The following is a 25,060-nucleotide window of genomic DNA, read 5'->3' as shown; positions in this document are numbered from 1 at the left end:
GTGCATTCTGTCATGCGCTTGTCATGTGGGGCGCCGGAGCGGGCCGTCGGCCGCCCGCGGCCCCGGCAGGCGTCTGCCGGTTGTCCGCGGCCCCCGGCGGACGACTGACGGGGGCCGCGGATCCGCAGGCCCTCGCGGGCTCTACTGACCCGCGTACTTCTCACTCACCGCGCGGTAGACGCCCTCGGCCTCCTTGCCGAGTCGCGGACCGGCCAGCCAGCCCGCCGTGACCGGGCCGATCGAGGTGTTCGAGACCAGGGCGGGCTTGCCGTCCTGACCCGCCGCGACCCAGCCGCCACCGGAGGAACCACCGGTCATCGTGCAGCCGATGCGGTACATCGTGGGCTGCTCCCGGAAGACCGAGAGCCGGCCCGGCCTGTCCTTGCACTGGAGCAGCTTCTGACCGTCGTACGGCGGTGCGGCCGGGTAGCCCGTGGCCGTCATCTCGGCGATCTTCGGCACGGCCGGAGCGTTGAACTCGACCGGCAGCGCCGAACCGACCGTCTCCTCCAGCGACTTGCCTCCGGCGCCCTTCTCCGGCGTGACGTGCAGCACCGCGAAGTCGTACGGCGCGCCCTGGCCGCCGACCGCGGCGCCCTGCTCGATCCACTGCTCGGAGGTCTGGGCCCACTGGCCCCACCACACACCGTAGGGAGCGATCTTCTCCTTCGGCGCGGTCTCCATCTCGGCCAGCGACAGACCGTCGTTGTTGTACGCCGGGACGAAGGCGATGTTGCGGTACCAGCCGCCCTTCTTGCCCGCGTGCACACAGTGCCCGGCGGTCCACACCATGTTGGACTTGCCGGGGTTCGCCGGGTCCTTCACGACGGTCGCGGAGCAGACCATCGAGCCCTTCGGGCCGTCGAAGAGCAGCTTCCCGGACTCCGGGGCGTTGTCGTGGTACGGCGTCGCGACACCGGCGGCCCGGACCGGGGCCGGCGTCGGGTCCGTCACGCCGTCGTCGCCCGAGATGTCGTTGTCGACCGGGTTCTCCGGGGGCTTGTCGGCCTCCCGCATCCGGTCCGGGTCCCACAGGCCCTCGATGATCGGGTTGACGAAGTCCTTGGCCTCACGCAGCCACTTGTCCTTGTCCCAGTTCTTCCACTCCCCGTCCCGCCACTTGTCGGGGTCGATCCCGTGCTCCTTGAGCCGGTTCTTCAGGTCGTCCGGAATCGTGACCTTGCCGTCGGACTGACCCGCCGAGGCGCTGGGCGTGGCGGCCGCGTCGTCCTCCTCCGGACCGCACGCGGTGGCGGTGAGCGCCAGCACGGCGGCGACGGCGGTCGCGGCGAGCGCGGAGGAGGGCATGCGCCGTGCGCGCCTCCCGCGGCGTGCGGTATCGGTCGGGCGAATGGGTCGCATCTCGTGATCCCCCTGGGACTTCGTCACTCGGTACTCGTGCTGCTCTGCGGACACTTCGGGCGCCGGAGCGAATGCTTCCGCGCCGCTGTGCGGCCCCCACTATGCCGGTGCCGATGGTGACGGTACGCGGCAGGTCCGCGGTTCCGTCGCCGCGAGGATGTTCCGATTTACCCGTGATCCATCGCGGTCGGCGTCGTTGGTACGTACGGGGGACACCAGGACAGCGTTCACGGCCTCGGTGCGTCCGCGCGAAATCGTACCGACGTGCAACGCAACTGTTACCGCAGGAGGATCAAGAGCCGTGTCCGTGACCGAACCCGCACCGGTGGCGCCGCCCTCCGCACACGAGGGCATCCTCCGCCGCCAGATCCTGCGCGAATCGGCGGCCCGCACCTACGCCCGGTCCCTGCCGATCGTCCCGGTGCGCGCCCGCGGGCTCACCATCGAGGGCGCGGACGGCCGCCGGTATCTGGACTGCCTGTCGGGCGCGGGCACCCTGGCGCTCGGCCACAACCACCCGGTCGTGCTTGAAGCGATCCGTAAGGTCATCGACTCCGGCGCCCCCCTGCATGTGCTGGACCTCGCCACCCCGGTCAAGGACGCCTTCACCACCGAGCTGTTCGCCACCCTGCCCCGCCAGTTCGCGGAGAACGCCCGCATCCAGTTCTGCGGACCCGCCGGCACGGACGCCGTCGAGGCAGCGTTCAAGCTGGTCCGCGCCGCGACCGGCCGCTCCGGCCTGCTGACCTTCACCGGCGCCTACCACGGCATGACCGCCGGAGCCCTGGAAGCCTCCGGCGGCGCCACCGACGTACGGGTCACCCGGCTCCCCTTCCCGCAGGACTACCGCTGCCCGTTCGGCACCGGCGGCGAGCGCGGCGCCACGCTCGCCGCCCGCTGGACCGAACACCTCCTGGACGACCGCAAGGGCGGAGTGCCGGCCCCCGCGGGGATGATCGTGGAGCCGGTCCAGGGCGAGGGCGGCGTCAACCCCGCCCCCGACGCCTGGCTGCGCCGCATGCGCCGGATCACCGAGGAACGGTCCATCCCGCTCATCGCCGACGAGGTGCAGACCGGGGTCGGCAGGACCGGCGCGTTCTGGGCCGTCGAGCACAGCGGCATCGTCCCCGACGTCATGGTCCTCTCCAAGGCGATCGGCGGCTCCCTGCCCCTCGCCGTGATCGTCTACCGCGCTGAGCTGGATCTTTGGCAGCCGGGCGCGCACGCGGGTACGTTTCGTGGCAACCAGCTCGCCATGGCGGCGGGCGCGGCCACGCTCGCGTACGTCAGGGAGAATCAACTGGCGGACCGCGCAGCGGTCCTGGGGGCCCGGATGCTCGCCCGTCTCAGGGAACTGAGGGCGCATCACCCGGGAATCGGTGACGTACGGGGGCGTGGACTGATGATCGGCCTGGAGCTGGTGGATCCCGAGAGCGCGCCCCTGCCCGCCGAAGCCGGCGACCCCGCCCCGGCCCCGCCGCCCGACCCGGCCCTCGCCCTCGCCGTCCAGCAGGAATGCCTGCGCCGCGGCCTCATCGTCGAACTCGGCGGCCGGCACGGCGCCGTGGTCCGCCTCCTGCCGCCCCTCACCCTCACCGACGAGCAGGCGACTGCCGTCGTCGACCGTCTCGCCGACGCGCTGGCAGCCGCGACACGCTCCCCGCACCGTCGGACCACCGCCGGGCCGACCACCTGACCCCGGAATCCCCACAAGGAAGAACGCCGTGAACCCCACCCCCGCGCCCGAGGCCGACGGCCCCGGTACCCCCCAGCACCGAGGGCAGGACGGACCGGCCGCCCCCGGCACGGTCGAGGCGACGACCGTGCCACGCCAGAAAACCCCGCACGACCCCGCGGCTTGTGCGCCCGGTTCGGACCTCGCTGCCCGGAGCCAGGACGTCGACGCGCTCGACGACCCGGACCCGCTGCGGGCCGCCGACGCGGCGGGCACCGAAAGCCTGCTGCGCTGCTGGACCCGGGAGAACGACCTGCCCCGCCCCGACGGCGACACCCTGCGCATCGCCTTCCCCGCCAGCGGCACCGCCCTCCTCGTCCCCGTCCACTACTGGTCCGCCACCGGAGCCCACCGCTTCGGCGCGCCCGTCCTGGAGAACGCCCCCAACAGCGCCCCGCCAGCCGACGCCGCCACCGTCGCCGTCCTCATCGGCCGCGAGGGCGGCGAGAGCGGCGCGGGTGATCTGGTCGCCCGGGTCGCCGACTCCGTACGCCACACCGCCGGCTTCATCGAGCAGCGGCGGCGCAGCCCGGCCGACCCCGCCGATGCGGACCTCTTCCTCACCGCCGAACAGTCCCTGCTGCTCGGCCACCCCCTCCACCCCACACCCAAGAGCCGCGAGGGCCTCTCCGAAGCGGAGTCCCGCCGCTATTCACCGGAGCTCCACGGCTCCTTCCCGCTGCACTGGTTCGCCGTCGACCGGTCGCTGGCCGCCACCGACTCCGCCTGGACCGAGGGCGGTCCCGCCACCGCCGAGGTCCTGCTCGCCCCGCACGCCGAAGGGCTGAAGACGCCCCCCGGCACCGTCGCCGTCCCCGTACACCCCTGGCAGGCCGCTGACCTGCTCCACCGCCCCCAGGTCCGCGCCCTCGCCGAGACCGGCCTGCTCCACGACCTCGGCCCGCACGGCGAGCCCTGGCACCCCACCTCCTCCATCCGCACCGTGCACCGGCCCGGGGCGCGGGTGATGCTCAAGCTCTCCCTCGGCGTACGCATCACCAACTCCCGCCGGGAGAACCTCCGCAAGGAGCTGCACCGGGGCGTCGAGGTCCACCGCCTCCTGTCGGCCGGGCTCGCCGAGCACTGGCAGCGGGAGCACCCCGGCTTCGACATCGTCCGCGACCCCGCCTGGCTCGCCGTCGACGATCCCGAGGGCACCCCCGTCACCGGGCTCGACGTGGTGCTCCGCCACAACCCCTTCGGCCCGGGCGACGACGCCGCCTGCATCGCCGGACTCACCGCGCAGCGGCCCCGGCCCGGCCGCCCCGGTATGCACTCACGGCTCGCGGAGGTCATCTCCGGTCTGACCGCCCGCACCGGCCTCACCGGCACCGACGTCTCCGCCGAATGGTTCCGGCGCTATCTGCACCACGTCGTGCGCCCCGTCCTCTGGCTCGACGCCCACGGCGGAGTCGCCCTCGAAGCACACCAGCAGAACACCCTCGTCCTCCTAGACCCGGACGGCTGGCCCGTCGGCGGCCGCTACCGGGACAACCAGGGCTACTACTTCCGCGACTCCCGCCGCGCCGAGCTGGACCAGCGGCTCCCGGGGATCGGCACCGTCAGCGACACCTTCGTCTCCGACCCGGTCACCGACGAGCGGTTCGCTTATTACCTCGGCATCAACAACGTCCTGGGCCTCATCGGGGCGTTCGGGTCCCAGCGCCTCGCGGATGAACAGCAACTCCTCACGGTCCTGCGCCAATTCCTTGACCAGACCGCGGAACTGGGCTCGCCCCTGCCCGCGTATCTCCTGGAGAACCGCCAACTGCGCTGCAAGGCCAACCTGCTGACCCGGCTCCACGGCCTCGACGAGCTGGTCGGACCGGTCGACACCCAGTCCGTTTACGTCACCATCGCCAACCCGCTCCACAGCTGAACCGCCGCACCAGAGAGACTTCGGCCGCACCCGCACCGGAGAAGCTCACCGACCGCATCCGGTCCAGAGAGGAGAGCGCCACCGTGCCTCCCGCCGACGCCTCAGCGGAACCCGGCACCGCACCCGACGGCGGGAGCACCGGAGTCGAGGACACCCTCGACCTGAAGCTCACCGAGGAGCTCCTCGCGTTGATCGCCGAGGAGCGCGGCGCCGGGACGGGGCGGACCGCCGTCCCCGGCGACCTGCTGGGCGACCCGGGCTCCTGGCCGCCCGTGCGGACCGCGGCGGGGGAGTTCGCCCTTCTCCCCGTCCGGCTGGAGCGGGACCTCCCCGTCGTCAGCCGCTGGATGAACGACCCCGCCGTGGCGGCCTTCTGGGAGCTCGCCGGACCCGAGTCCGTCACCGCCGACCACATCCGGCCCCAGCTCGAAGGGGACGGGCGCAGCATCCCCTGTCTCGGCGTGCTCGACGGCATCCCCATGAGCTACTGGGAGATCTACCGCGCCGACCTCGACCCCTTGGCCCGCCACTACCCCGCCCGGCCCCACGACACCGGTGTCCACCTCCTCGTCGGGGGCGTGAAGAACCGGGGCCGGGGCGTGGGCACCACCCTGCTCCGCGCCGTCGCCGACCTGGTCCTGGACAACCTTCCGCGCTGCGGGCGGGTCGTCGCCGAACCGGACCTGCGCAACACCCCGTCCGTATCCGCGTTCCTCAGCGCCGGCTTCCGCTTCTCCGCCGAAGTGGATCTCCCCGACAAACGCGCCGCGCTGATGATCCGCGACCGAAGTTACCGAGCCCAGCTGTGACCTGCTCTCCGCACTTTCCATACCGCTCGAACCTCATAGGTTCCCTCCGGAGGAGTCCCCGTGCCGATATATCCCACGAGCCGTGACGCAGCCGAGTCCCCGCAACTGTTCAGCCCTCCGGAGCTGGACCGGCAGATCTGGGACCGGGCCGCGGCGCGGCTCCTCGCGAAGATGCTCGGCGAGTTCTCCTACGAGAAGATCATCGAGCCGGTGCCGGTGCCCGGGACCGGCGGACTCCACCGGCTGACCCTCGACGACGGGGGAGTGCTCACCTTCACCGCCCGGCGAGGCGTCTACGGCAGCTGGCGCGTCGACCCCGAGTCGATGGAGATCACCGTACGGGCCCCGGCCACCGCCCAGACCAACGGCTCGGCGACCGCGCAGGCCGACGTGCCGTCCAACGGCTCGGCCACCACCGAGGCCGCCGCCCAGACCGACGTGCAGTCCAACGGCTCGGCCACCGCCCAGGTCGACGTACAGTCCAACGGCTCGCCCGCCGCCTCCCGCCCGTTCCGCGACCCGCTGACCTTCCTCACCCGGGCCCGTGACCTTCTCGGGCTCGACGGCACGACGCTCGGCCACCTCATCCGCGAGCTGACCCTGACGCTGTCCGCCGACGCCCGGCTGGCCCACACCGCACTCACCGCGGACCGGCTCGCCGCCCTGGACTACGCCGAGCTGGAGGGCCACCAGACCGGCCACCCCTGGCTGGTGGCGAGCAAGGGGAGGCTCGGGTTCTCCGCCACCGACGCCGCCCGCTTCACGCCCGAGACCCGCAGCCCGATCCGGCTGCCGTGGATCGCGGTCAGCAACCGCATCGCGCAGTTCCGGGGCACCGGCCGCGTCGCCACCCCCGACCAGCTGTACGCCGGAGAGCTCGACCCGGACATCCGGGACGCCTTCGCCGACGTGCTGCGGGCCCGGGGGCACGACCCGGAGGACTACTTCCACCTCCCCGTCCACCCCTGGCAGTGGGACGAGTGGATCGTGCCGCTCTTCGCCCCGGCCATCGCCGACGGCGACATCGTGGCCCTGCACACCGACGGCGACGCCCGCCTCCCGCAGCAGTCCATCCGCACGTTCGCCAACGTGGACCGGCCCGAGCGGCACACGGTGAAGCTCCCGCTCTCCATCCTCAACACCCTGGTCTGGCGCGGCCTGCCGACCGAGCGGACCCTCGCCGCCCCCGCCGTCACCGCCTGGGTCCAGGGGCTCTGCGAGGGCGACCCGTTCCTGCGCGACACCTGCCGGGTGATCCTCCTCGGCGAGGTCGCCTCCGTCGCCGTCGAACATCCGCTGTACGACCACCTCCCCGAAGCGCCCTACCAGTACAAGGAACTCCTCGGCGCGATCTGGCGGGAGCCCCTGCCGCCCCGCCTCGCCCCGGGCGAACGCGCCCGCACGCTCGCCTCCCTCCTCCATACGGATCCGGCGGGCCGCGCGTTCACCGCGGAGCTGGTCGAGCGCTCCGGCCTCGCCCCGGAGACCTGGCTGAAGCGGCTCTTCGCCGCCCTGCTGCCGCCCCTGCTGCACTTCCTCTACCGCTACGGCACCGTGTTCTCCCCGCACGGCGAGAACGCCATCGTCGTGTTCGACGAGAACGACGTGCCCGTACGGCTCGCCATCAAGGACTTCGTCGACGACGTCAACATCAGTGCCCGCCCGCTGCCGGAACACGAGACCATGCCCGACGAGGTGCGGGCCGTCCTCCTCACCGAGGAACCGTCCTTCCTCACCCAGTTCATCCACTCCGGCCTCTTCGTCGGCGTCTTCCGCTATCTGTCACCGCTGTGCGAGGAGCAGCTCGGCGTCTCCGAGGACGCTTTCTGGTCACTCGTCCGGGCGGAGATCGTGCGCCACCACACCCGCTTCCCCGAGCTGAAGGAGCGGTTCGAGCTGTTCGACATGCTCACCCCCGAGATCGAACGCCTCTGCCTCAACCGCAACCGCCTGCATGTCGACGGCTATCGGGACCGGGCCAGCCGACCGCACGCGGCGATCCACGGCACGGTTCCCAACCCGTTGCACCCCTCGGCCCGCGTCCGGGAGTGACCGTCGTTGTCAGTGGTGCGCCGTAGGCTGGTCGGGCTATGACGAAGCCATCCCTCTCCGAGCTCCTGCACGCCGCCGTCACCGCCGTCGGCGGTACGGAACGGCCCGGCCAGGTCACCATGGCCGAGGCCGTCGCCGAGGCCGTCGACGACCAATCCCACCTGCTCGTCCAGGCCGGCACCGGTACGGGCAAGTCGCTCGGCTATCTGGTGCCGGCCCTGGCGCACGGGGAGCGGGTCGTCGTGGCCACGGCCACCCTCGCCCTCCAGCGACAGCTCGTGGAGCGCGACCTTCCGCGTACGGTCGAGTCCCTGCATCCGCTGCTCCGCCGACGGCCGCAGTTCGCCATGCTCAAGGGCCGGTCGAACTACCTCTGCCTGCACCGGCTCCACGAAGGGGTGCCGCAGGACGAGGAGGAGGGCCTCTTCGACCAGTTCGAGGCGGCGGCCCCGTCCAGCAAGCTGGGGCAGGACCTGCTGCGGCTGCGGGACTGGTCGGACGAGACGGAGACGGGCGACCGGGACGACCTCACGCCCGGCGTCTCGGACCGGGCCTGGGGCCAGGTCTCGGTCTCCTCGCGGGAGTGCCTCGGCGCGACGAAGTGTGCGTACGGCGCGGAGTGTTTCGCCGAGGCGGCCCGCGAGCGGGCCAAGCTCGCGGATGTCGTCGTCACCAACCACGCACTGCTCGCGATCGACGCCATCGAGGGCGCGCCGGTGCTGCCGTCGCACGAGGTGCTGATCGTCGACGAGGCCCATGAGCTGGTCTCCCGGGTCACCGGCGTCGCCACCGGCGAGCTGACCCCCGCCCAGGTCAACCGCGCGGTCCGGCGGGCGGCGAAGCTGGTCAACGAGAAGGCGGCCGACGCCCTCCAGACCGCGGCCGAGGGGTTCGAGCGGGTCATGGAGCTGGCCCTGCCCGGACGGCTCGAAGAGGTGCCCGAGGACCTGGGGTACGCGCTGATGGCGCTGCGGGACGCGGCGCGCACGGTGATCTCCGCGATCGGCGCCACCCGGGACAAGTCCGTCGAGGACGAGAACGCCGTCCGTAAGCAGGCCCTGGCCTCGGTCGAGTCGATCCACGGCGTCGCCGAGCGCATCACCCAGGGCTCCGAGTACGACGTCGTCTGGTACGAGCAGCACGACCGGTTCGGGGCCTCCGTCCGGGTAGCCCCGCTCTCCGTGTCGGGGCTGCTGCGCGAGAAGCTGTTCGCCGAGCGGTCCGTGGTGCTGACCTCGGCCACCCTCAAGCTCGGCGGTGATTTCAACGGGGTGGGCGCGTCCCTCGGGCTGGCCCCCGAGGGCACGGCGGGCGAGGACCTTCCGCAGTGGAAGGGGCTGGACGTCGGCTCCCCGTTCGACTACCCGAAGCAGGGCATCCTCTATGTTGCCCGGCATCTGAACACCCCGGGGCGCGAGGGATCGCGTACGGACATGCTGGACGAGCTCGCCGAGCTGGTGGAGGCGGCCGGCGGCCGGACGCTGGGTCTTTTCTCCTCCATGCGGGGAGCCAAGGCGGCGGCCGAGGAGCTGCGGGGACGCCTGGACAAGCCGATCCTGCTCCAGGGCGAGGAGACGCTCGGCGAGCTGATCAAGAACTTCGCGGCCGACCCGGAGACCTGCCTCTTCGGCACGCTGTCGCTCTGGCAGGGCGTGGATGTGCCGGGGCCGAGCTGTCAGCTGGTGATCATGGACCGGATCCCGTTCCCCCGGCCCGACGATCCGCTGATGAGCGCCCGGCAGAAGGCGGTCGAGGAGGCGGGCGGCAACGGCTTCATGGCGGTGGCGGCGACGCATGCCGCTCTGCTGATGGCCCAGGGCGCGGGCCGGCTGGTCCGGGCCACGGGCGACAAGGGCGTCGTCGCCGTGCTGGACCCGAGGCTCGCCAACGCGCGGTACGGAAGCTATCTGCGCGCCTCGCTGCCGGACTTCTGGTACACCGCCGACCGGAACCAGGCGCGCCGCTCGCTGGCCGCCATCGACGCCAAGGCCAAGGCGGACGGGGCGTAGGGCGCAGGCGCACGGCGCAGTGGACAGGGCTCCCGGGGCAAGGCGAAGCCCCGGGAACAACGCAAAGCCGGAGGACAACGCAAGGCCCCGGGCAAGGCAAAGCCCCGGGACCGACGTCATGATCGACGTCCTAGGCAGGGATCCCGGGGCGGACGAGCCGTGACCGACGCTTGCGCTTCCTCAGACCCGGCGCAGCACCGCCACCACCTTGCCCAGGATGGTCGCCTCGTCGCCGGGGATCGGCTGGTACGCGGCGTTGTGAGGCAGCAGCCATACGTGACCGTCCTCCCGGCGGAAGCGCTTGACCGTCGCCTCGCCGTCGAGCATGGCGGCGACGATGTCCCCGTTCTCCGCGACGGGCTGGCGGCGGACGGTGACCCAGTCGCCGTCACAGATCGCGGCTTCGATCATCGAGTCGCCGACGACCTTCAGGACGAACAGCTCACCGTCGCCGACGAGCTGACGGGGGAGAGGGAAGACGTCCTCGACGGACTCCTCGGCGAGGATCGGACCACCGGCGGCGATCCGGCCCACCAGCGGCACATAGGAAGCGGCGGGCTTGCCCGTCGTGTCGGTCGGCTGGGTGCTGGGCTGGTCCGATCCGCGCACCTCGTACGCGCGGGGGCGGTGCGGGTCCCGGCGGAGGAAGCCCTTGCGCTCCAGGGCCATCAGCTGGTGGGCGACGGACGAGGTGCTGGAGAGGCCGACCGCCTGACCGATCTCCCGCATGGAGGGCGGGTATCCCCGCCGTTGCACGGAGTCGCGGATGACCTCGATGACCCGCCGCTGCCGGTCCGTCAGCCCCGAGCTGTCCGCCCGGATGCCGGGAGGCCTGCCGGGCATGGAACGTCCGGGGCGTGCGGGCTCGGGCCCGTCCGTGTTCGTGACTGAGTCATTCATGGCATGCACCGGCTCAAGTCGGCTCTGGGAGCGGTGGTCCCGGGCGGTGATGGTGGCGCTGTCTGCGGTGGTGGTCACGTCGGCCCCTCTCGAATGTTCTCCCTAGCTGGACAACGGTAGTAGCTTTCGAAAGGTTGCGCCAAACACACGTTCGAGTGAAAAACGAATAAAGGGGTGCCGCGGTGCTGCCGACAGGTGTATGGGCACTGTGCTGGAGGGGGTGCGGACACGGTGTGCCGGGCGGCCGCGGGCCCCGGGCCAAGTCTTCCACCGTCCTTCATCCGGAACCCGCGCCGGGCCCGTGCGCCGAGTCTGTCATCCGGCCTCGTGTGCCGACGCCCCGGCGGCTCGGCGGCCCCGCGTTTCCCGTACCCTCTTCTCTGGCCCACGCTCCCCGGGCGACCTCGCGGTGACCTCCCGGCGAGATCCGGCGCGCGACACGCGATAGGGCTGAAAACGCGACCCAACCCTAGATCTAGTGGTTGGATTGCTTCAGTCGCCCAGAAGTTGTGGTCTCGGTTCAATCGCGCCGTGGTCATCGCCTATGCTGGGGACTGCTTCCAGGGGCCCGGACACGGCCCTGAAGAGGCTATTCAGTCGTGCGTGTGAAGGAGGGTTGGGAGCCATGCACTGCCCCTTCTGCCGGCACCCCGACAGCAGAGTCGTCGACAGTCGCACCACCGACGACGGGACGTCGATCCGTCGCCGCCGCCAGTGCCCCGACTGCTCCCGCCGCTTCACCACGGTGGAGACCTGCTCGCTGATGGTGGTCAAGCGCAGCGGCGTGACCGAACCCTTCAGCCGTACCAAAGTCATCTCCGGCGTCCGCAAGGCATGCCAGGGACGGCCCGTCACGGAGGACGCCCTCGCCAAGCTCGGCCAGCGGGTCGAGGAGGCGGTGCGCGCCACCGGCAGCGCCGAGCTGACCACCCACGACGTGGGACTGGCCATTCTCGGCCCCCTTCAGGAACTCGACCTCGTCGCGTACCTGCGCTTCGCGTCCGTGTACCGGGCGTTCGATTCCCTGGAAGACTTCGAGGCCGCCATCGTGGAACTGCGTGCGCAGCGGCCTTCCGCAGAGGACTGCGGGCCCGGCGAGACCCTTGAGGTCCCCACGCCCGCCATTGCCGCCGACTGAGCGGTACGCGCCCGTCACGGTCCGGAGGCACCTCCGCCGACCGTCGGCCGGGCGAATCAAGACCTGTTCCCGTGGCCGAGTGCGGCCCACGGGGCAACGGACACACACTGTGCCTGGGAAGATCTGGGCACTTCAGGGCGTTTTCGCCCACATATGGGAGGCGGCATGACAGAGACGGCGAGCGGCCCGGCACGAGGTTCCCGCACCAAGGGCGCCAAGGCGAGCAAGGGTCTGCGTATCGAGCGCATCCACACCAACCCCGGCGTGCATCCGTACGACGAGGTCGAGTGGGAACGCCGTGACGTCGTCATGACCAACTGGCGCGACGGCTCGATCAACTTCGAGCAGCGTGGCGTCGAGTTCCCCGACTTCTGGTCGGTGAACGCGGTCAACATCGTCACCAGCAAGTACTTCCGCGGGGCTGTCGGCACCCCGCAGCGTGAGACCGGCCTCAAGCAGCTGATCGACCGGATCGTGAAGACGTACCGGAAGGCCGGCGAGGACAACAACTACTTCGCCTCTCCCGCGGACGCCGAGATCTTCGAGCACGAGCTGGCCTACGCCCTCCTGCACCAGATCTTCAGCTTCAACTCGCCGGTCTGGTTCAACGTCGGCACGCCCCAGCCGCAGCAGGTCTCCGCCTGCTTCATCCTTTCCGTCGACGACTCCATGGAGTCGATCCTCGACTGGTACAAGGAAGAGGGCATGATCTTCAAGGGCGGCTCCGGCGCCGGCCTGAACCTCTCCCGTATCCGCTCCTCCAAGGAGCTCCTCTCCTCCGGCGGCAACGCCTCCGGACCGGTCTCGTTCATGCGCGGCGCCGACGCCTCCGCCGGAACGATCAAGTCCGGTGGCGCGACCCGCCGCGCGGCCAAGATGGTCATTCTCGACGTCGACCACCCCGACATCGAGAACTTCATCGAGACCAAGGTCAAGGAGGAGGAGAAGATCCGCGCGCTGCGCGACGCGGGCTTCGACATGGACCTGGGCGGCGACGACATCACGTCCGTCCAGTACCAGAACGCCAACAACTCGGTCCGGGTGAACGACGAGTTCATGAAGGCCGTCGAGTCGGGCGGCAAGTTCGGGCTGCGCGCCCGGATGACCGGCGACGTCATCGAAGAGGTCGAGGCGAAGTCCCTCTTCCGCAAGATGGCCGAGGCCGCCTGGGCCTGCGCCGACCCGGGCATCCAGTACGACGACACCATCAACGCCTGGCACACCTGCCCGGAGTCCGGCCGGATCAACGGCTCGAACCCGTGCAGCGAGTACATGCACCTGGACAACACCTCGTGCAACCTCGCCTCGCTGAACCTGATGAAGTTCCTCAAGGACGACGGCCTGGGCAACCAGTCCTTCGAGTCCGAGCGCTTCGCCAAGGTCGTCGAGCTGGTCATCACCGCGATGGACATCTCGATCTGCTTCGCCGACTTCCCCACGCAGAAGATCGGCGAGAACACCCGTGCCTTCCGCCAGCTGGGCATCGGTTACGCCAACCTCGGCGCCCTCCTGATGGCGACCGGTCACGCGTACGACAGCGACGGCGGCCGCGCGCTCGCCGGCGCCATCACCTCGCTGATGACCGGCACCTCGTACAAGCGCTCCGCCGAACTGGCCGCGGTTGTCGGCCCGTACGACGGCTACGCCCGCAACGCCGAGCCGCACCAGCGCGTCATGAAGCAGCACGCCGACGCCAACGCCAAGGCCGTCCACATCGACGACCTCGACTCCCCGGTCTGGGCCGCCGCCACGGAGGCCTGGCAGGACGTGATCCGGCTCGGCGCGAAGAACGGCTTCCGCAACGCGCAGGCCTCGGTCATCGCGCCCACCGGCACCATCGGTCTCGCGATGTCCTGCGACACCACCGGTCTGGAGCCCGACCTCGCCCTGGTCAAGTTCAAGAAGCTGGTCGGCGGCGGCTCGATGCAGATCGTCAACGGCACGGTGCCGCAGGCGCTGCGCCGTCTCGGCTACCAGCCCGAGCAGATCGAGGCGATCGTCGCCCACATCGCCGAGCACGGCAACGTGGTCGACGCCCCCGGCCTCAAGACCGAGCACTACGAGGTCTTCGACTGCGCGATGGGCGAGCGTTCCATCTCCGCGATGGGCCACGTCCGGATGATGGCGGCCATTCAGCCGTGGATCTCCGGCGCGCTCTCCAAGACGGTGAACCTCCCCGAGAGCGCCACCGTCGAAGACGTCGAAGAGGTCTACTTCGAGGCGTGGAAGATGGGCGTCAAGGCGCTCGCGATCTACCGCGACAACTGCAAGGTCGGCCAGCCCCTCTCCGCCAAGACCAAGGAGAAGGAGAAGGAGGAGGTCGCGGCCAAGGCCGAGGAGACCATCCGCGAGGCGGTCGAGAAGGTCGTCGAGTACCGCCCGGTCCGCAAGCGTCTCCCCAAGGGCCGTCCCGGCATCACCACCTCCTTCACGGTGGGCGGCGCCGAGGGCTACATGACCGCCAACTCCTACCCGGACGACGGTCTCGGCGAGGTCTTCCTGAAGATGTCCAAGCAGGGCTCGACCCTCGCGGGCATGATGGACGCCTTCTCCATCGCCGTCTCGGTCGGCTTGCAGTACGGCGTTCCGCTGGAGACGTACGTCTCGAAGTTCACCAACATGCGCTTCGAGCCGGCCGGTATGACGGACGACCCGGACGTGCGGATGGCGCAGTCGATCGTCGACTACATCTTCCGCCGCCTGGCGCTGGACTTCCTGCCCTTCGAGACCCGCTCCGCCCTCGGCATCCACTCCGCCGAGGAGCGCCAGCGCCACCTGGACACCGGCAGCTACGAGCCGTCGTTCGAGGCGGACGGCCTGGACGCGGACAGCCTGGCCCAGTCCGCCCCGGTCCACGCCGAGCCCCTGAAGGCGGTCCCGGCCCCCGCGGAGTCCGCGGACAAGCCGGCCCCGAAGACGGCGCACACCTCGGCCGAACTGGTCGAGATGCAGCTCGGCATCAGCGCCGACGCCCCGCTCTGCTTCTCCTGCGGTACGAAGATGCAGCGCGCCGGCTCCTGCTACATCTGCGAGGGCTGCGGCTCGACGAGCGGTTGCAGCTGAACCGGACGCGGCTGATCGGACGCGGAAGCGTGTGCGGAACCGCGTAGGGCTTAGTTGACCCGCGGCTCACGGAGGGGACCGGCCACCGGCCGGTCCCCTCCGGCATGCCACCCCGGATTGTCCGGAACCGACCGCTGTCAGCTCTCGGTGCCCCGGCTCCCCATCGCCGCGGCGAACGCGTCGGCGTCGCCGTCGTAACCGCGTACGGCCGACCGGAAACCCCAGGGGCCCGAGCCGTCCCGGGTGAACTCGCCGACCACCGCCGCAGTCGCCCACGCCACGTCGGAGAAGTCGTTCTCCGTCAGCTTCGTGTAGCCCTCGGCGATCTCCATCGCCGTGTTCCCTACGGCACCGAAGGTCTTGTGCCCTTCGCGCTGCTGGATGGCGACACCGACGACCACCCGCCCGTACCGCTCGGCCAGCCGGTACAGCTCGATGGTCATGACCTCGTCGAAGCCGAAGCCCTGGCCGGTCCGGCTGTCCCGGTTCAGCGTGATGGTGCCGTCCGGGGAGCGGCTGTCGAAGTGGACCAGGTAGGCGGGGGCGCCGTACGGATCGTCGGCCGGGTAGGTCGCCGCGATGATGTCGAGGTCGTTGGCCGGTGTCCCGTGCGGGCTGGGGTCCCACTTGACCCGCACCTCGACCTTCTCGATGTTCTTGCTCGGAGTGCTCAAGGGACTCCCCTCCCGGCCGACGGCCCACGGACCGTTCTCATCACCCGATACACGCTTGACCCGATCATGTACGGAACCGGCCGCTGAACCAACTGCCCCCGGATCGGGCGGCGGATTCGGGCCACCCGCCGGGACCGTGACGCGTGCCACGTTCCGCGCCGTACGATGGCGCGGTGCTGGTGAAGTGGATTCGCTGTTCCGTGGTGGACCGTCATGGTTTCGAGCGGGGGCAGCGGAAGTGGGCGAGGCTGGTCGGCGAGCCGGGGTTCCGGGGACAGAGCGGCGGGTGGAGCCGAACGCGCCCCGAAGTCGCCCACGTCTTCGCGTTCTGGGAGAACCGCGTCTTCTACGACTCCTTCATGGCCCGCGGCCACGACCGGCTGGCTGCCGGGCAGTCGGGCATGTTCCGCGACATGCAGGTCACGCTCTTCGAGCGCCGCTTCGACGTGAAGACGGGCTTCGAGCCCCACTTCGCGGAGGCGGACGTCGCCAGGGTCGCGCACAGCCGGGTGCACGCGGACCGCGCCGAGCACTTCGTACTGATGCAGCAGCAGGTATGGAATCCCGCCATGGCCGGATCGCCCGGCATGCTGCGCGGCGTGTTCGGCGAGGCGCCGGGCAACGAGTTCCTGGCGCTGTCCCTGTGGAAGTCGAGCGCCGAGCGCGGCAAGTACCGCGCGGCCGGGGCCGAGCGGCTCGCGGCCCGCGCGCAGACCGAGACGGACGTGATCGAGCTGACGGGCGACGTCGTGGAGCTGGAACCCTCCTGGACGGTGTGACCCACGGGCGCCCTGCTCAACCACGGCGTGACCAGCGCGGTCCCCTCCCACCGCCCCGACCGGTCGTGCGGGGCCGATCCGTTCTAGGGGGTGTCTTGTCGATCAGACCCCGCGAGCCCGGCCTGATCGACAAGACACCCCCTAGGCTCGGGACATGGCACGACCACAGCGCATCGTCCTCGTCCGGCACGGCGAGTCCGAGGGCAACGCCGACGACACGGTGTACGAGCGCGAGCCCGACCACGCGCTCCGGCTCACCGCCACCGGTCTGCGGCAGGCCCGGGAGACCGGCGAGGAGCTGCGCGAGCAGTTCGGCGACGAGCGGGTGAGCGTCTACATCTCGCCCTACCGCCGCACCCACGAGACGTTCCGGGCCTTCGACCTCGACCCGGCACGCGTCCGGGTCCGCGAGGAGCCCCGGCTGCGCGAGCAGGACTGGGGTAACTGGCAGGACCGCGACGACGTGCGGCTACAGAAGGCCTACCGGGACGCCTACGGGCACTTCTTCTACCGCTTCGCCCAGGGCGAGTCCGGCGCCGACGTCTACGACCGGGTCGGGGCGTTCCTGGAGAGCCTGCACCGGAGCTTCGAGGAGTCGGACCACCCGGAGAACGTCCTGCTGGTCACCCACGGACTGACGATGCGGCTGTTCTGCATGCGCTGGTTCCACTGGTCGGTCGCGGAGTTCGAGTCGCTGTCCAATCCGGGCAACGGCGAGACCCGGACCCTGCTGCTCGGCGAGAACGGCCGCTACACCCTCGACCGGCCCTTTCAGCACTGGCGGACCCCTGAACCGTACGGCCGCACCGGTTAGAGTGGCTGTGCGATGACCGCTGATTCTGCTTCCGCGCGGCGCTTCGAACGCGCCCTGGCCAGCCTGCGTGGGCTGTCCGTGGGAGACGCCCTGGGCTCCCAGTTCTTCGTTCCGGCCAACTATCCCCTGCTGAAACAGCGGGCCCTGCCGCCCGGCCCCTGGCAGTGGACCGACGACACCGAGATGGCCTGCTCGGTCCTCGGCGTGCTCGCCGAGCACGGACGTATCGACCAGGACGCGCTCGCCCGCTCCTTCGCCGAGCACCACGACTTCGACCGCGGCTACGGCCCCGCCGTCAACCGGCTCCTCAGGCTCGTACGGGAGGGCGGCGACTGGCGGGAACTGTCCTCGGCGCTGTTCAAGGGCCAGGGCTCCTGGGGCAACGGTTCGGCGATGCGCATCGCCCCGCTCGGTGCCTGGTACGCGGACGACCCGGAGCAGGCGACGCACCAGGCGGAGATCTCCTCGTACACCACGCACCAGCACCGTGAGGCCGTCGTCGGCGCGATGGCCGTGGCGGCCGCCGCGTCGCTCGCCGCCGCCCCCGGAGGGCCCCCGAGCCCCGAGGAACTGCTCGACGGCGTCATCGCGCTCGTGCCGCGCAGTGCCGTCGGCGCGGGGCTGCGCCGGGCCCGCGACATGCTGGACTACCAGGACGCGGGCACGGTCGCCGCGGTCCTCGGCAACGGCCGCCGCACCAGCGCCCACGACACCGTGCCGTTCGCGCTCTGGTCGGCCGCCAGGAGCCTCGGGAACTACGAGGAGGCGTTCTGGGTGACGGCCCAGGCCGGCGGCGACGTCGACACGACGTGCGCCATCGTCGGCGGTGTCGTCGCGTCGGGCGATGCCGGAGCGCCGCCCTCCGGCTGGCTGGCACAGACGGAGGAACCTCCGGCGTGGCTGACCCCGTCCCTGCGCTGACTCGTCCGCTCTTCCGCCGAGGACTCCATCTGTTCTGCTGAGGACTCCTCTGTCACGGTCCTGCCACAGGATCACTCTGCGTGTCTGCGAACGCGAGTTCGGGACTACTCTTTCGGCCACGCCGCCCCTGGTTGATCTTGAGGCGCGCGCCGAATGAGACACCGGGCCGGGCGTACGGCCATGGGCCGCGCCCGGAACCGGTAGGGGAGGGGTCCCATGTCCGATCAGCCGTCCGAGGCGTCCAGACCGCCGGAGCAGTCGCCGGAAGCCGGTACGCAACAGCAACCGGAACCACAATCGGAACCGGAACCGCAATCGGAACCGGAACCGCAGTCGCCGGTAACTGCCGATACCGCCAAGACCAGCGAGACCAGCGAGACCGCCACGGCCACCGCGACCGTCGGCACACCGGCAGCCGCACCCGCCAACCCCTGGCAGTACGCCGCAGGGGCGTCCGGAGCCCCCGGAGCCAAGAACGGCACGGGCGACGGCGTGACGGCCGGGCTCCGGCCACCCGCTCCGCCCCTGATCCGCCCCGCCGTGCTCTGGTCCGTCCTGGCCACCGCCGTCCTCAGCGCGCTCTTCCTGGGCGACGGACTCGGGGTGAACCTGCTGATCGTGGCGGTGCCCGCCGCGCTGGCCGCGTTCTTCGCCGCACGGTCGGCGGGCCGTCGGCTGCGGCCCTGGACCGCGACCTGGGCGGTCGGAGGCCTCGCGCTGCTCGCCGTGCCCGCGCTCCGGGACGCGGGCTGGCCCACGTTCCTCGCCGTGATCTCCGCCTTCGCGCTCGGCTCGCTGGCGCTGCACGGCAGCCGCAGCTGGATGGGCGTACTGATCGGGTCGGTGGGCCTGTTCGACTCGGCCGTCCCCGGCATCATCTGGGCCGTACGGGGGATACGCGCCCGCGCCGACGGCTCCCGGGCCCGCTGGGGCGCGGCCCTGCGCACCACGGCCGTGGCCGTCGTCCTGCTGGTGGTCTTCGGAACGCTCTTCGCCAGCGCGGACGCCGCGTTCGCCGATCTGCTGGGCAGCCTCATGCCCGACGCCTCGGTCGGCGAGGGGCCCTGGCGGATCTTCCTGTTCGCCCTCGGCCTGGCCGGGGCGCTCGCCGCCGCGTACGCCGCCGCGGCCCCGGTGCGCTGGGACGGGATCACCATGTCGCCCGGCACACCGCGGGGACGGATCGAGTGGGCCCTGCCGCTGATCGTGCTCAACCTGCTCTTCGCCTCGTTCATCGCCCTCCAGCTCGTCGTCCTCCTCGGCGGCTACGAGAAGGTGCGGGCGGAGACCGGGCTCGACCACGCCGAATACGCCCGCCAGGGCTTCTGGCAGCTGCTGTGGGCCACCCTGCTCACCCTCCTCGTCATCGCCCTGGCCCTGCGCTGGGCCCCGCGCGGCGGCCGCCGGGACCGGACGCTGGTGCGCGCCGTCCTCGGCACCCTCTGTGTGCTCACCCTCGTCGTCGTCGCCTCCGCGCTGCGCCGCATGGACCTGTACGTCGACGAGTACGGCCTGACCCGGCTCCGGATATCCGTGGCAGCGATGGAACTCTGGCTCGGGGTGGTGCTGGTCCTCACCCTGGCGGCCGGGGTCTTCGGGGCCCGGTTCCTGCCGCGGGCCGTCGCGGTGAGCGCGGCGGCCGGGGTCCTGGCCTTCGGGCTGCTCTCGCCGGACGCACTGATCGCCGAGCAGAACGTCCAGCGCTTCGAAACCCGCGAGTCGGCCGGTATCGACATCGATTACGTCAAGGACCTCTCCGCCGACGCCGTACCCGCCCTGGACCGGCTGCCCGAACCGGAACGCTCCTGTGCGCTGCGGATCATCCAGCGCGAGGTTCTCCACAGCGACACCCCCTGGTACGCGACCAGCTGGGGAGAGGCGCGGGCGAAGGAGATCCTGGAGAAGCGCCCGGTGCGGGGTGACGGCCGTGACTGCTACCGCCTGGGCACGGACGGGGTCCGCGACGGCTACGAGCCGGACGACGACGGCTACGACCCGTACTGAGCGGACGGCCACGACCCGTACCGGGCAACGGCTTTCAGAGCGGCAGCGCACGCTCCGGGCCGACGCACTCTCCGAGCCCACGGGCCCTTTGAACCCAGCCGGGTTCGGAGGGCCCGTGGCCTTCGAACCCGCCCTCGATGGCTGATTCGCAGTACGCACGGTGCCCCGGGGTGTTGCTGCCGTGGCTCTCGGCGTACGCTGGCTGGCGCCATGCCGTACGAACCACCCACGCACACCGTCGAGCGCTCGATTCGCGCTACCACCGGTGCCAGGACCGTCGCCGGTGTCGATGAGGTCGGACGTGGGGCGTGGGCCGGACCCGTCACCGTGTGTGCGGCGATCACCGGCCTGCGCCGACCGCCCGAAGGTCTCACCGATTCCAAGCTGTTGACCCCGCGGCGGCGCGCCGAGCTCGAACCCGTGTTGCGGAGCTGGGTCACCGCCTACGCGTTGGGCGACGCCTCGCCGCGGGAGATCGACGACCTCGGAATGACCGCCGCTCTCCGGCTCGCCGCCGTGCGCGCCCTGGAAGGGCTGCCGGTCCGTCCCGACGCGGTGATACTCGACGGCAAGCACGACTACCTGGGCGTCCCCTGGAAGGTCCGCACCGTGATCAAGGGCGATCAGTCCTGTATCGCGGTCGCGGCGGCCTCGGTGATCGCCAAGGTGCACCGTGACCGGATGATGGCCGAGCTCGGTGCCGCGTCCGAGGACTGCACCGGCTTCGCCTTCGAGGCCAACGCGGGGTATCCCTCGCCGGTGCACCGGGCCGCGCTGGAGGAGCGGGGGCCCACGGCCCACCACCGCCTCTCCTGGTCGTACCTCGACGCGCTGCCCCGGTGGCAGCACCTGAAGAAGGTCCGTATTTCCGCCGAGGCGGCCGCACTCGAAAGCGGGGGCCAGTTCGGCTTCGAATTCTGATCGCGCACACGCGCCCTTTTTCCCGGCGCCGACGACCTCGGCGTCCGACACCCAGACCACCTTCATGCCTCTGATCTCCGAGGAGCCTCAGATTCCCGAGAGCGCCCAGGGTCCCCGCGTCACTCCGGCCGCCGGCCGCACCGCGCCGACCCCCCGTCCCGTACCCGGTCCGCGTTCAGCGGCCACCCCGCGTCCCGGCCGTCCGGGCCCCGGCCCCGCGCGCCCCGCGCCCCCGGCGCAGCGCGCCCACCCCGCCCACCCCGCCCCCGCTCCTGCGGCTCCGGCCCCCGCCCGTCCGAAGTCGGCGGAGAACCGTTCCGCACCGCAGATCCAGCTGATCCCGGCCCCGGCGGCCGGTGCGCTGGACGCGGCCGAGGAAGCCGTCGACCTGCTGCTGGAGTCCGGTCGCGCACCGGGCGACATCCTGGTCCTCACCACCGGCGAACAGCACCCGTGGGCCGCCCACGAGCTGTCCTTCGGCGAAGCCGCGTACTGGGCCCAGCACGACGCGGGCGACGACGTCTTCTTCGCCGACGTCTCCGCGGCCGGCCGGGCGGGCTCCCGGCCCGTGGTCGTCGTCGCGGTCAACGGCGACGCCGACCGGACCGTGGCGCGTACCCTGCCCGTCGCACGCGACCGCGCGGGCGCGCTGCTGATCGTCTGCGGAGACCCGCAGACGATCAACTCCGCACTCGGCGCCGGGGTCTGACCCTGCTGTTCCCGGCCGCCCGCACGGGCGGCCGGGGCACCGGTGGGGCCGTCAGCGGGCCGCCGTGCGACGCAGTGCCTCCACCGCTCCGCCGCCCGACCGGGTCGGGGCGCTCCGGTGGTCGTGGACGGCGACGGTGTCGGCCAGGAGCGCGGGCTCCGACAGCGAACTGGGCCGCCGCCCGCCCCTTCCCTCACCGAGCACCTGCCAGCCCCCGCGGGTCAGCGTGATGTACGCGCCGCAGCGCAGCCCGTGCAGGGTGCAGGCGTCCCGGAGGCCCCACATCCACGCGCCGTCCTCCTCGGTCCACCGTTCGTCGCCGTCACGGCAGTACAGAAGAACGGCCGTACGGACCGGCGTACGGCGGCGCAGATCGTGCGGGATGACCCGCCGCAACTGCGCCAGCAGGGCGTTGCGGAACTCCCAGCCGTCCGCGGCCACTGTCGACCGGCGGGCGAACGAGGCGCTCGCGGTGAGGCGTTCCTCATGGTCGAGGACCGCGACCACCGCGGTGGCCGGAGTCGGCCGGTGGCGGGAGTGCAGCCCGCTGACGACCTCCCGGGGGCTGCGCAGCAGGGGGATGCCCGCCGAGGCCCACTCCGCCGGTTCGAGCATCCGGGCAAGGCGGTTGACGGAGTCGGCGGAAACCGAGGACGCCGATGTCGACGTGGCTGAGGACGGGGCGAATCCGAAGGTCACGGTCCTCCCTTCGCTACGCGCCCACGGTGCGGGCAGGGTCGAGTGAGGGCGCGCCGCGGCACAGCCCTTCCGGGCCCGACGAGAACTGTGCGGGGGCGCTTCCAATTCTCCCTGGCCTACCGGCAGGCGGCAACGAGCAATTACTGCTGCTGACGGGAATCGGCCGGAATGACACTGATATCCCTGCCCAGGCCCGCCCGGAACGACTCCTCCTGTCACCTCCTGTCACCCCTGAACCGCGAGGACCAGCGGAAACACCCCCTGAGCTCCGGCCCGCCGCAGCGTGCGCCTGCGGACGACTTGCCAGTGAGTGGTTACGCAGGGTGAAGTCGTCGATTGTCAGTGCCATCGGGTTGCATGGGGGTATGGACACCCTGGAACTGCGCGTTGAAGCCGACACCGTCCTCGCTGAGCTGGTCGGCGCCCCCGCGGGCTCGGCGCGGCTGCGGGAGGACCAGTGGCAGGCGGTGGCGGCCCTGGTCGAGGAGCGCCGTCGCGCGCTGGTGGTGCAGCGCACCGGCTGGGGAAAGTCGGCTGTGTATTTCGTGGCCACCGCGTTGCTGCGCCGGCGTGGGGCCGGCCCGACGGTGATCATTTCGCCGCTGTTGGCGTTGATGCGTAACCAGGTCGAGGCGGCAGCGCGGGCGGGAATTCGGGCGCGCACGATCAACTCGGCCAATCCGGAGGAGTGGGAGACGATCTACGGCGAGGTGGAGCGCGGTGAGACCGACGTTCTCCTCGTGAGCCCGGAGCGCCTCAACTCCGTGGACTTCCGCGACCAGGTGCTGCCGAAGCTCGCGACGACGACCGGCCTTCTGGTGGTCGATGAGGCGCACTGCATTTCCGACTGGGGCCACGACTTCCGGCCTGACTACCGGCGGCTGCGCACCATGCTGGCGGAGCTTCCGACGGGAGTTCCCGTGCTCGCCACGACGGCCACCGCCAACGCCCGCGTGACCGCGGATGTCGCGGAGCAACTGGGCACCGGCGGTGAGGACGCCTTGGTGTTGCGGGGGCCGCTGGACCGGGAAAGCCTTCGCCTGGGGGTGCTGGAGCTGCCGAATGCGGCGCACCGGCTTGCGTGGCTGGGGGAGCGGCTCGGGGGTCTGCCGGGTTCCGGGATCATTTACACGCTGACGGTGGCGGCGGCTGAAGAGGTCGCGGCATTCCTGCGGCAGCGTGGATATCCGGTGGCTTCCTATACGGGGAAGACGGAGAACGCCGAGCGGTTGCAGGCGGAAGAGGATCTGCTGGCCAACCGGGTCAAGGCCCTGGTCGCCACCTCCGCGCTGGGAATGGGCTTCGACAAGCCGGACCTCGGCTTCGTGGTGCACCTGGGGTCTCCTTCGTCGCCGATCGCCTATTACCAGCAGGTCGGACGTGCGGGGCGTGGCGTGGACCATGCGGATGTCCTGCTGCTGCCGGGGCGGGAGGACGAGGCGATCTGGGCGTATTTCGCTTCGGTGGGTTTCCCGCCCGAGGAGCAGGTGCGGCGCACTCTGGATGTGCTTGAGCAGGCGGGCCGCCCGTTGTCGCTGCCGGCGTTGGAGCCTTTGGTGGATCTTCGGCGTTCGCGTCTGGAGTCGATGCTGAAGGTCTTGGACGTGGACGGGGCGGTCAAGCGGGTGAAGGGCGGCTGGACAGCTACAGGGCAGCCGTGGGCGTATGACGCGGAGCGGTACGCCTGGGTCGCGAAGCAGCGGGCCGCGGAGCAGCAGGCCATGCGGGACTACGTACAGACCACCGGCTGCCGCATGGAGTTCTTGCAGCGGCAGCTCGATGACGAGAAGGCGGTCCCCTGCGGTCGCTGCGACAACTGCGCCGGCCCCTGGCTCGACCCCGCCGTCTCGTCCTCGGCCCTCGCGGCGGCGACGGGTGAGCTGGACCGGCCCGGCGTCGAGGTCGAGCCCCGCAAGATGTGGCCGACCGGCCTCGCCGCAGTCGGCATGGACCTCAAGGGCCGCATTCCGGCGGGGCAGCAGGCGGTGACCGGGCGGGCGCTGGGGAGGCTGTCGGACATCGGTTGGGGCAACAGGCTGCGCCCGCTCCTGTCGGCGCCGGCAACGGACGGGCCGGTACCGGACGACGTGCTGAACGCCGTGGTGACGGTGCTGGCGGACTGGGCCCGTTCGCCGGGCGGCTGGGCCGGCGGAACTCCGGACGCGGTGGCCCGGCCCGTCGGCGTCGTGGCCATGCCGTCCCGCACACGTCCCCAGCTGGTCGGCTCCCTGGCCGAGGGAGTGGCCAGGGTCGGCCGGCTCCCGCTCCTGGGCAACCTCGCCTACACCCCCTACGCAGACGAACACGCCGCACACCGCAGCAATTCGGCCCAACGGCTACGCGCACTCGCGGACTCGTTCACCGTGCCCGACGAACTCGCCGCCGCCTTGGCCGCCACCCCGGGCCCGGTCCTGCTCGTCGATGACTACACCGATTCGGGCTGGACCCTCGCGGTGGGCTCCCGCCTCCTGCGCCAGGCCGGAGCCGACCAAGTGTTCCCACTTGTCCTGGCGCTCGCCGGATAGCTGTACGGGCGGGGCCCCGATGTCAGCACTTCGGGTGAACTACGCCGTCTTCCGGGCGCGCTGCGGT

Annotated in this window: 18 protein-coding genes; 14 read left to right on the top strand and 4 right to left on the bottom strand. The window is 71.3% G+C overall.

Going from position 1 to position 25,060, the window contains the following annotated elements; genetic code table 11:
* Positions 1-141 precede the first annotated feature (141 nt).
* A complete protein-coding gene (locus tag A3Q37_RS11100) occupies positions 142-1,308 on the bottom strand; it encodes a serine protease (protein WP_065481622.1) in 1,167 nt (388 codons plus the stop codon).
* A gap of 355 nt (positions 1,309-1,663) precedes the next feature.
* On the opposite strand from A3Q37_RS11100, the gene A3Q37_RS11095 reads away from it, so the two are divergent.
* From A3Q37_RS11095 to A3Q37_RS11075, 5 genes are all read left to right on the top strand, one after another.
* On the top strand, positions 1,664-3,058 hold the full coding sequence (locus tag A3Q37_RS11095) for a diaminobutyrate--2-oxoglutarate transaminase family protein (protein ID WP_065481616.1): 1,395 nt from the start codon (positions 1,664-1,666) through the stop codon (positions 3,056-3,058).
* A 28-nt stretch (positions 3,059-3,086) separates the two neighbouring features.
* Positions 3,087-4,976 carry an IucA/IucC family siderophore biosynthesis protein gene (locus tag A3Q37_RS11090; RefSeq protein ID WP_065481609.1) on the top strand — a complete coding sequence of 630 codons (1,890 nt, stop codon included), beginning with the start codon at positions 3,087-3,089 and terminating at the stop codon, positions 4,974-4,976.
* Positions 4,977-5,059: 83 nt separating this feature from the next.
* Positions 5,060-5,785, top strand: coding sequence for a GNAT family N-acetyltransferase (locus A3Q37_RS11085; RefSeq protein ID WP_065481606.1), 726 nt, complete (start codon positions 5,060-5,062; stop codon positions 5,783-5,785).
* Positions 5,786-5,845: 60 nt separating this feature from the next.
* Entirely contained in the window at positions 5,846-7,837 is a 1,992-nt protein-coding gene (locus A3Q37_RS11080) for an IucA/IucC family siderophore biosynthesis protein (RefSeq protein ID WP_065481603.1), read from the top strand.
* A gap of 38 nt (positions 7,838-7,875) precedes the next feature.
* Positions 7,876-9,846 carry an ATP-dependent DNA helicase gene (locus tag A3Q37_RS11075; RefSeq protein WP_065481600.1) on the top strand — a complete coding sequence of 657 codons (1,971 nt, stop codon included), beginning with the start codon at positions 7,876-7,878 and terminating at the stop codon, positions 9,844-9,846.
* Between the two features lie 180 nt (positions 9,847-10,026).
* Here A3Q37_RS11075 and lexA read toward each other — a convergent pair whose 3' ends face one another.
* A complete protein-coding gene (gene lexA, locus A3Q37_RS11070; RefSeq protein ID WP_010072358.1) occupies positions 10,027-10,824 on the bottom strand; it encodes a transcriptional repressor LexA in 798 nt (265 codons plus the stop codon).
* Between the two features lie 547 nt (positions 10,825-11,371).
* Between lexA and nrdR the strand changes: the two genes are divergently transcribed.
* Together nrdR and A3Q37_RS11060 are read left to right on the top strand one after the other, a co-directional pair.
* Positions 11,372-11,884: a transcriptional regulator NrdR gene (nrdR, locus tag A3Q37_RS11065; RefSeq protein WP_065481596.1), complete on the top strand. Its 513-nt coding sequence runs from the start codon at positions 11,372-11,374 to the stop codon at positions 11,882-11,884.
* A gap of 165 nt (positions 11,885-12,049) precedes the next feature.
* Entirely contained in the window at positions 12,050-14,947 is a 2,898-nt protein-coding gene (locus tag A3Q37_RS11060; protein ID WP_065481592.1) for a vitamin B12-dependent ribonucleotide reductase, read from the top strand.
* Positions 14,948-15,084: 137 nt separating this feature from the next.
* On the opposite strand, the gene A3Q37_RS11055 is transcribed toward A3Q37_RS11060, so the two are convergent.
* Positions 15,085-15,621, bottom strand: coding sequence for a TerD family protein (locus tag A3Q37_RS11055; protein ID WP_065481587.1), 537 nt, complete (start codon positions 15,619-15,621; stop codon positions 15,085-15,087).
* A 173-nt stretch (positions 15,622-15,794) separates the two neighbouring features.
* Here A3Q37_RS11055 and A3Q37_RS11050 point away from each other — a divergent pair, with 173 nt between their 5' ends.
* The 6 genes from A3Q37_RS11050 (at position 15,795) to A3Q37_RS11025 (ending at position 21,769) form a co-directional block, all read left to right on the top strand.
* Positions 15,795-16,400, top strand: coding sequence for a YdbC family protein (locus A3Q37_RS11050; protein WP_065481583.1), 606 nt, complete (start codon positions 15,795-15,797; stop codon positions 16,398-16,400).
* 154 nt (positions 16,401-16,554) lie between these two features.
* On the top strand, positions 16,555-17,214 hold the full coding sequence (locus A3Q37_RS11045; RefSeq protein ID WP_065481581.1) for a histidine phosphatase family protein: 660 nt from the start codon (positions 16,555-16,557) through the stop codon (positions 17,212-17,214).
* Between the two features lie 12 nt (positions 17,215-17,226).
* Complete coding sequence (locus A3Q37_RS11040; RefSeq protein WP_065481578.1) at positions 17,227-18,135, top strand: ADP-ribosylglycohydrolase family protein; 909 nt, start codon at positions 17,227-17,229, stop codon at positions 18,133-18,135.
* A 216-nt stretch (positions 18,136-18,351) separates the two neighbouring features.
* Positions 18,352-20,139 (top strand): DUF4153 domain-containing protein, encoded by a 1,788-nt coding sequence (locus A3Q37_RS11035; RefSeq protein WP_065481577.1) that lies wholly within the window; start codon positions 18,352-18,354, stop codon positions 20,137-20,139.
* A gap of 210 nt (positions 20,140-20,349) precedes the next feature.
* Positions 20,350-21,060, top strand: coding sequence for a ribonuclease HII (locus tag A3Q37_RS11030; protein WP_065481574.1), 711 nt, complete (start codon positions 20,350-20,352; stop codon positions 21,058-21,060).
* 64 nt (positions 21,061-21,124) lie between these two features.
* Positions 21,125-21,769, top strand: a complete 645-nt coding sequence (locus tag A3Q37_RS11025; RefSeq protein ID WP_065481571.1) for a hypothetical protein — start codon at positions 21,125-21,127, stop codon at positions 21,767-21,769.
* Positions 21,770-21,820: 51 nt separating this feature from the next.
* On the opposite strand, the gene A3Q37_RS11020 is transcribed toward A3Q37_RS11025, so the two are convergent.
* Complete coding sequence (locus tag A3Q37_RS11020; protein WP_065481568.1) at positions 21,821-22,468, bottom strand: hypothetical protein; 648 nt, start codon at positions 22,466-22,468, stop codon at positions 21,821-21,823.
* A gap of 365 nt (positions 22,469-22,833) precedes the next feature.
* Between A3Q37_RS11020 and A3Q37_RS11015 the strand changes: the two genes are divergently transcribed.
* Positions 22,834-24,993, top strand: a complete 2,160-nt coding sequence (locus tag A3Q37_RS11015) for a RecQ family ATP-dependent DNA helicase (protein WP_065481847.1) — start codon at positions 22,834-22,836, stop codon at positions 24,991-24,993.
* Positions 24,994-25,060: the final 67 nt, after the last annotated feature.

The sequence above is a fragment of the Streptomyces sp. PTY087I2 genome (assembly GCF_001687325.1).
GTDB lineage: Bacteria > Actinomycetota > Actinomycetes > Streptomycetales > Streptomycetaceae > Streptomyces.
Note: the sequence above shows the minus strand (reverse complement) of the source record. Positions and strands in the feature narration are given on the sequence as shown.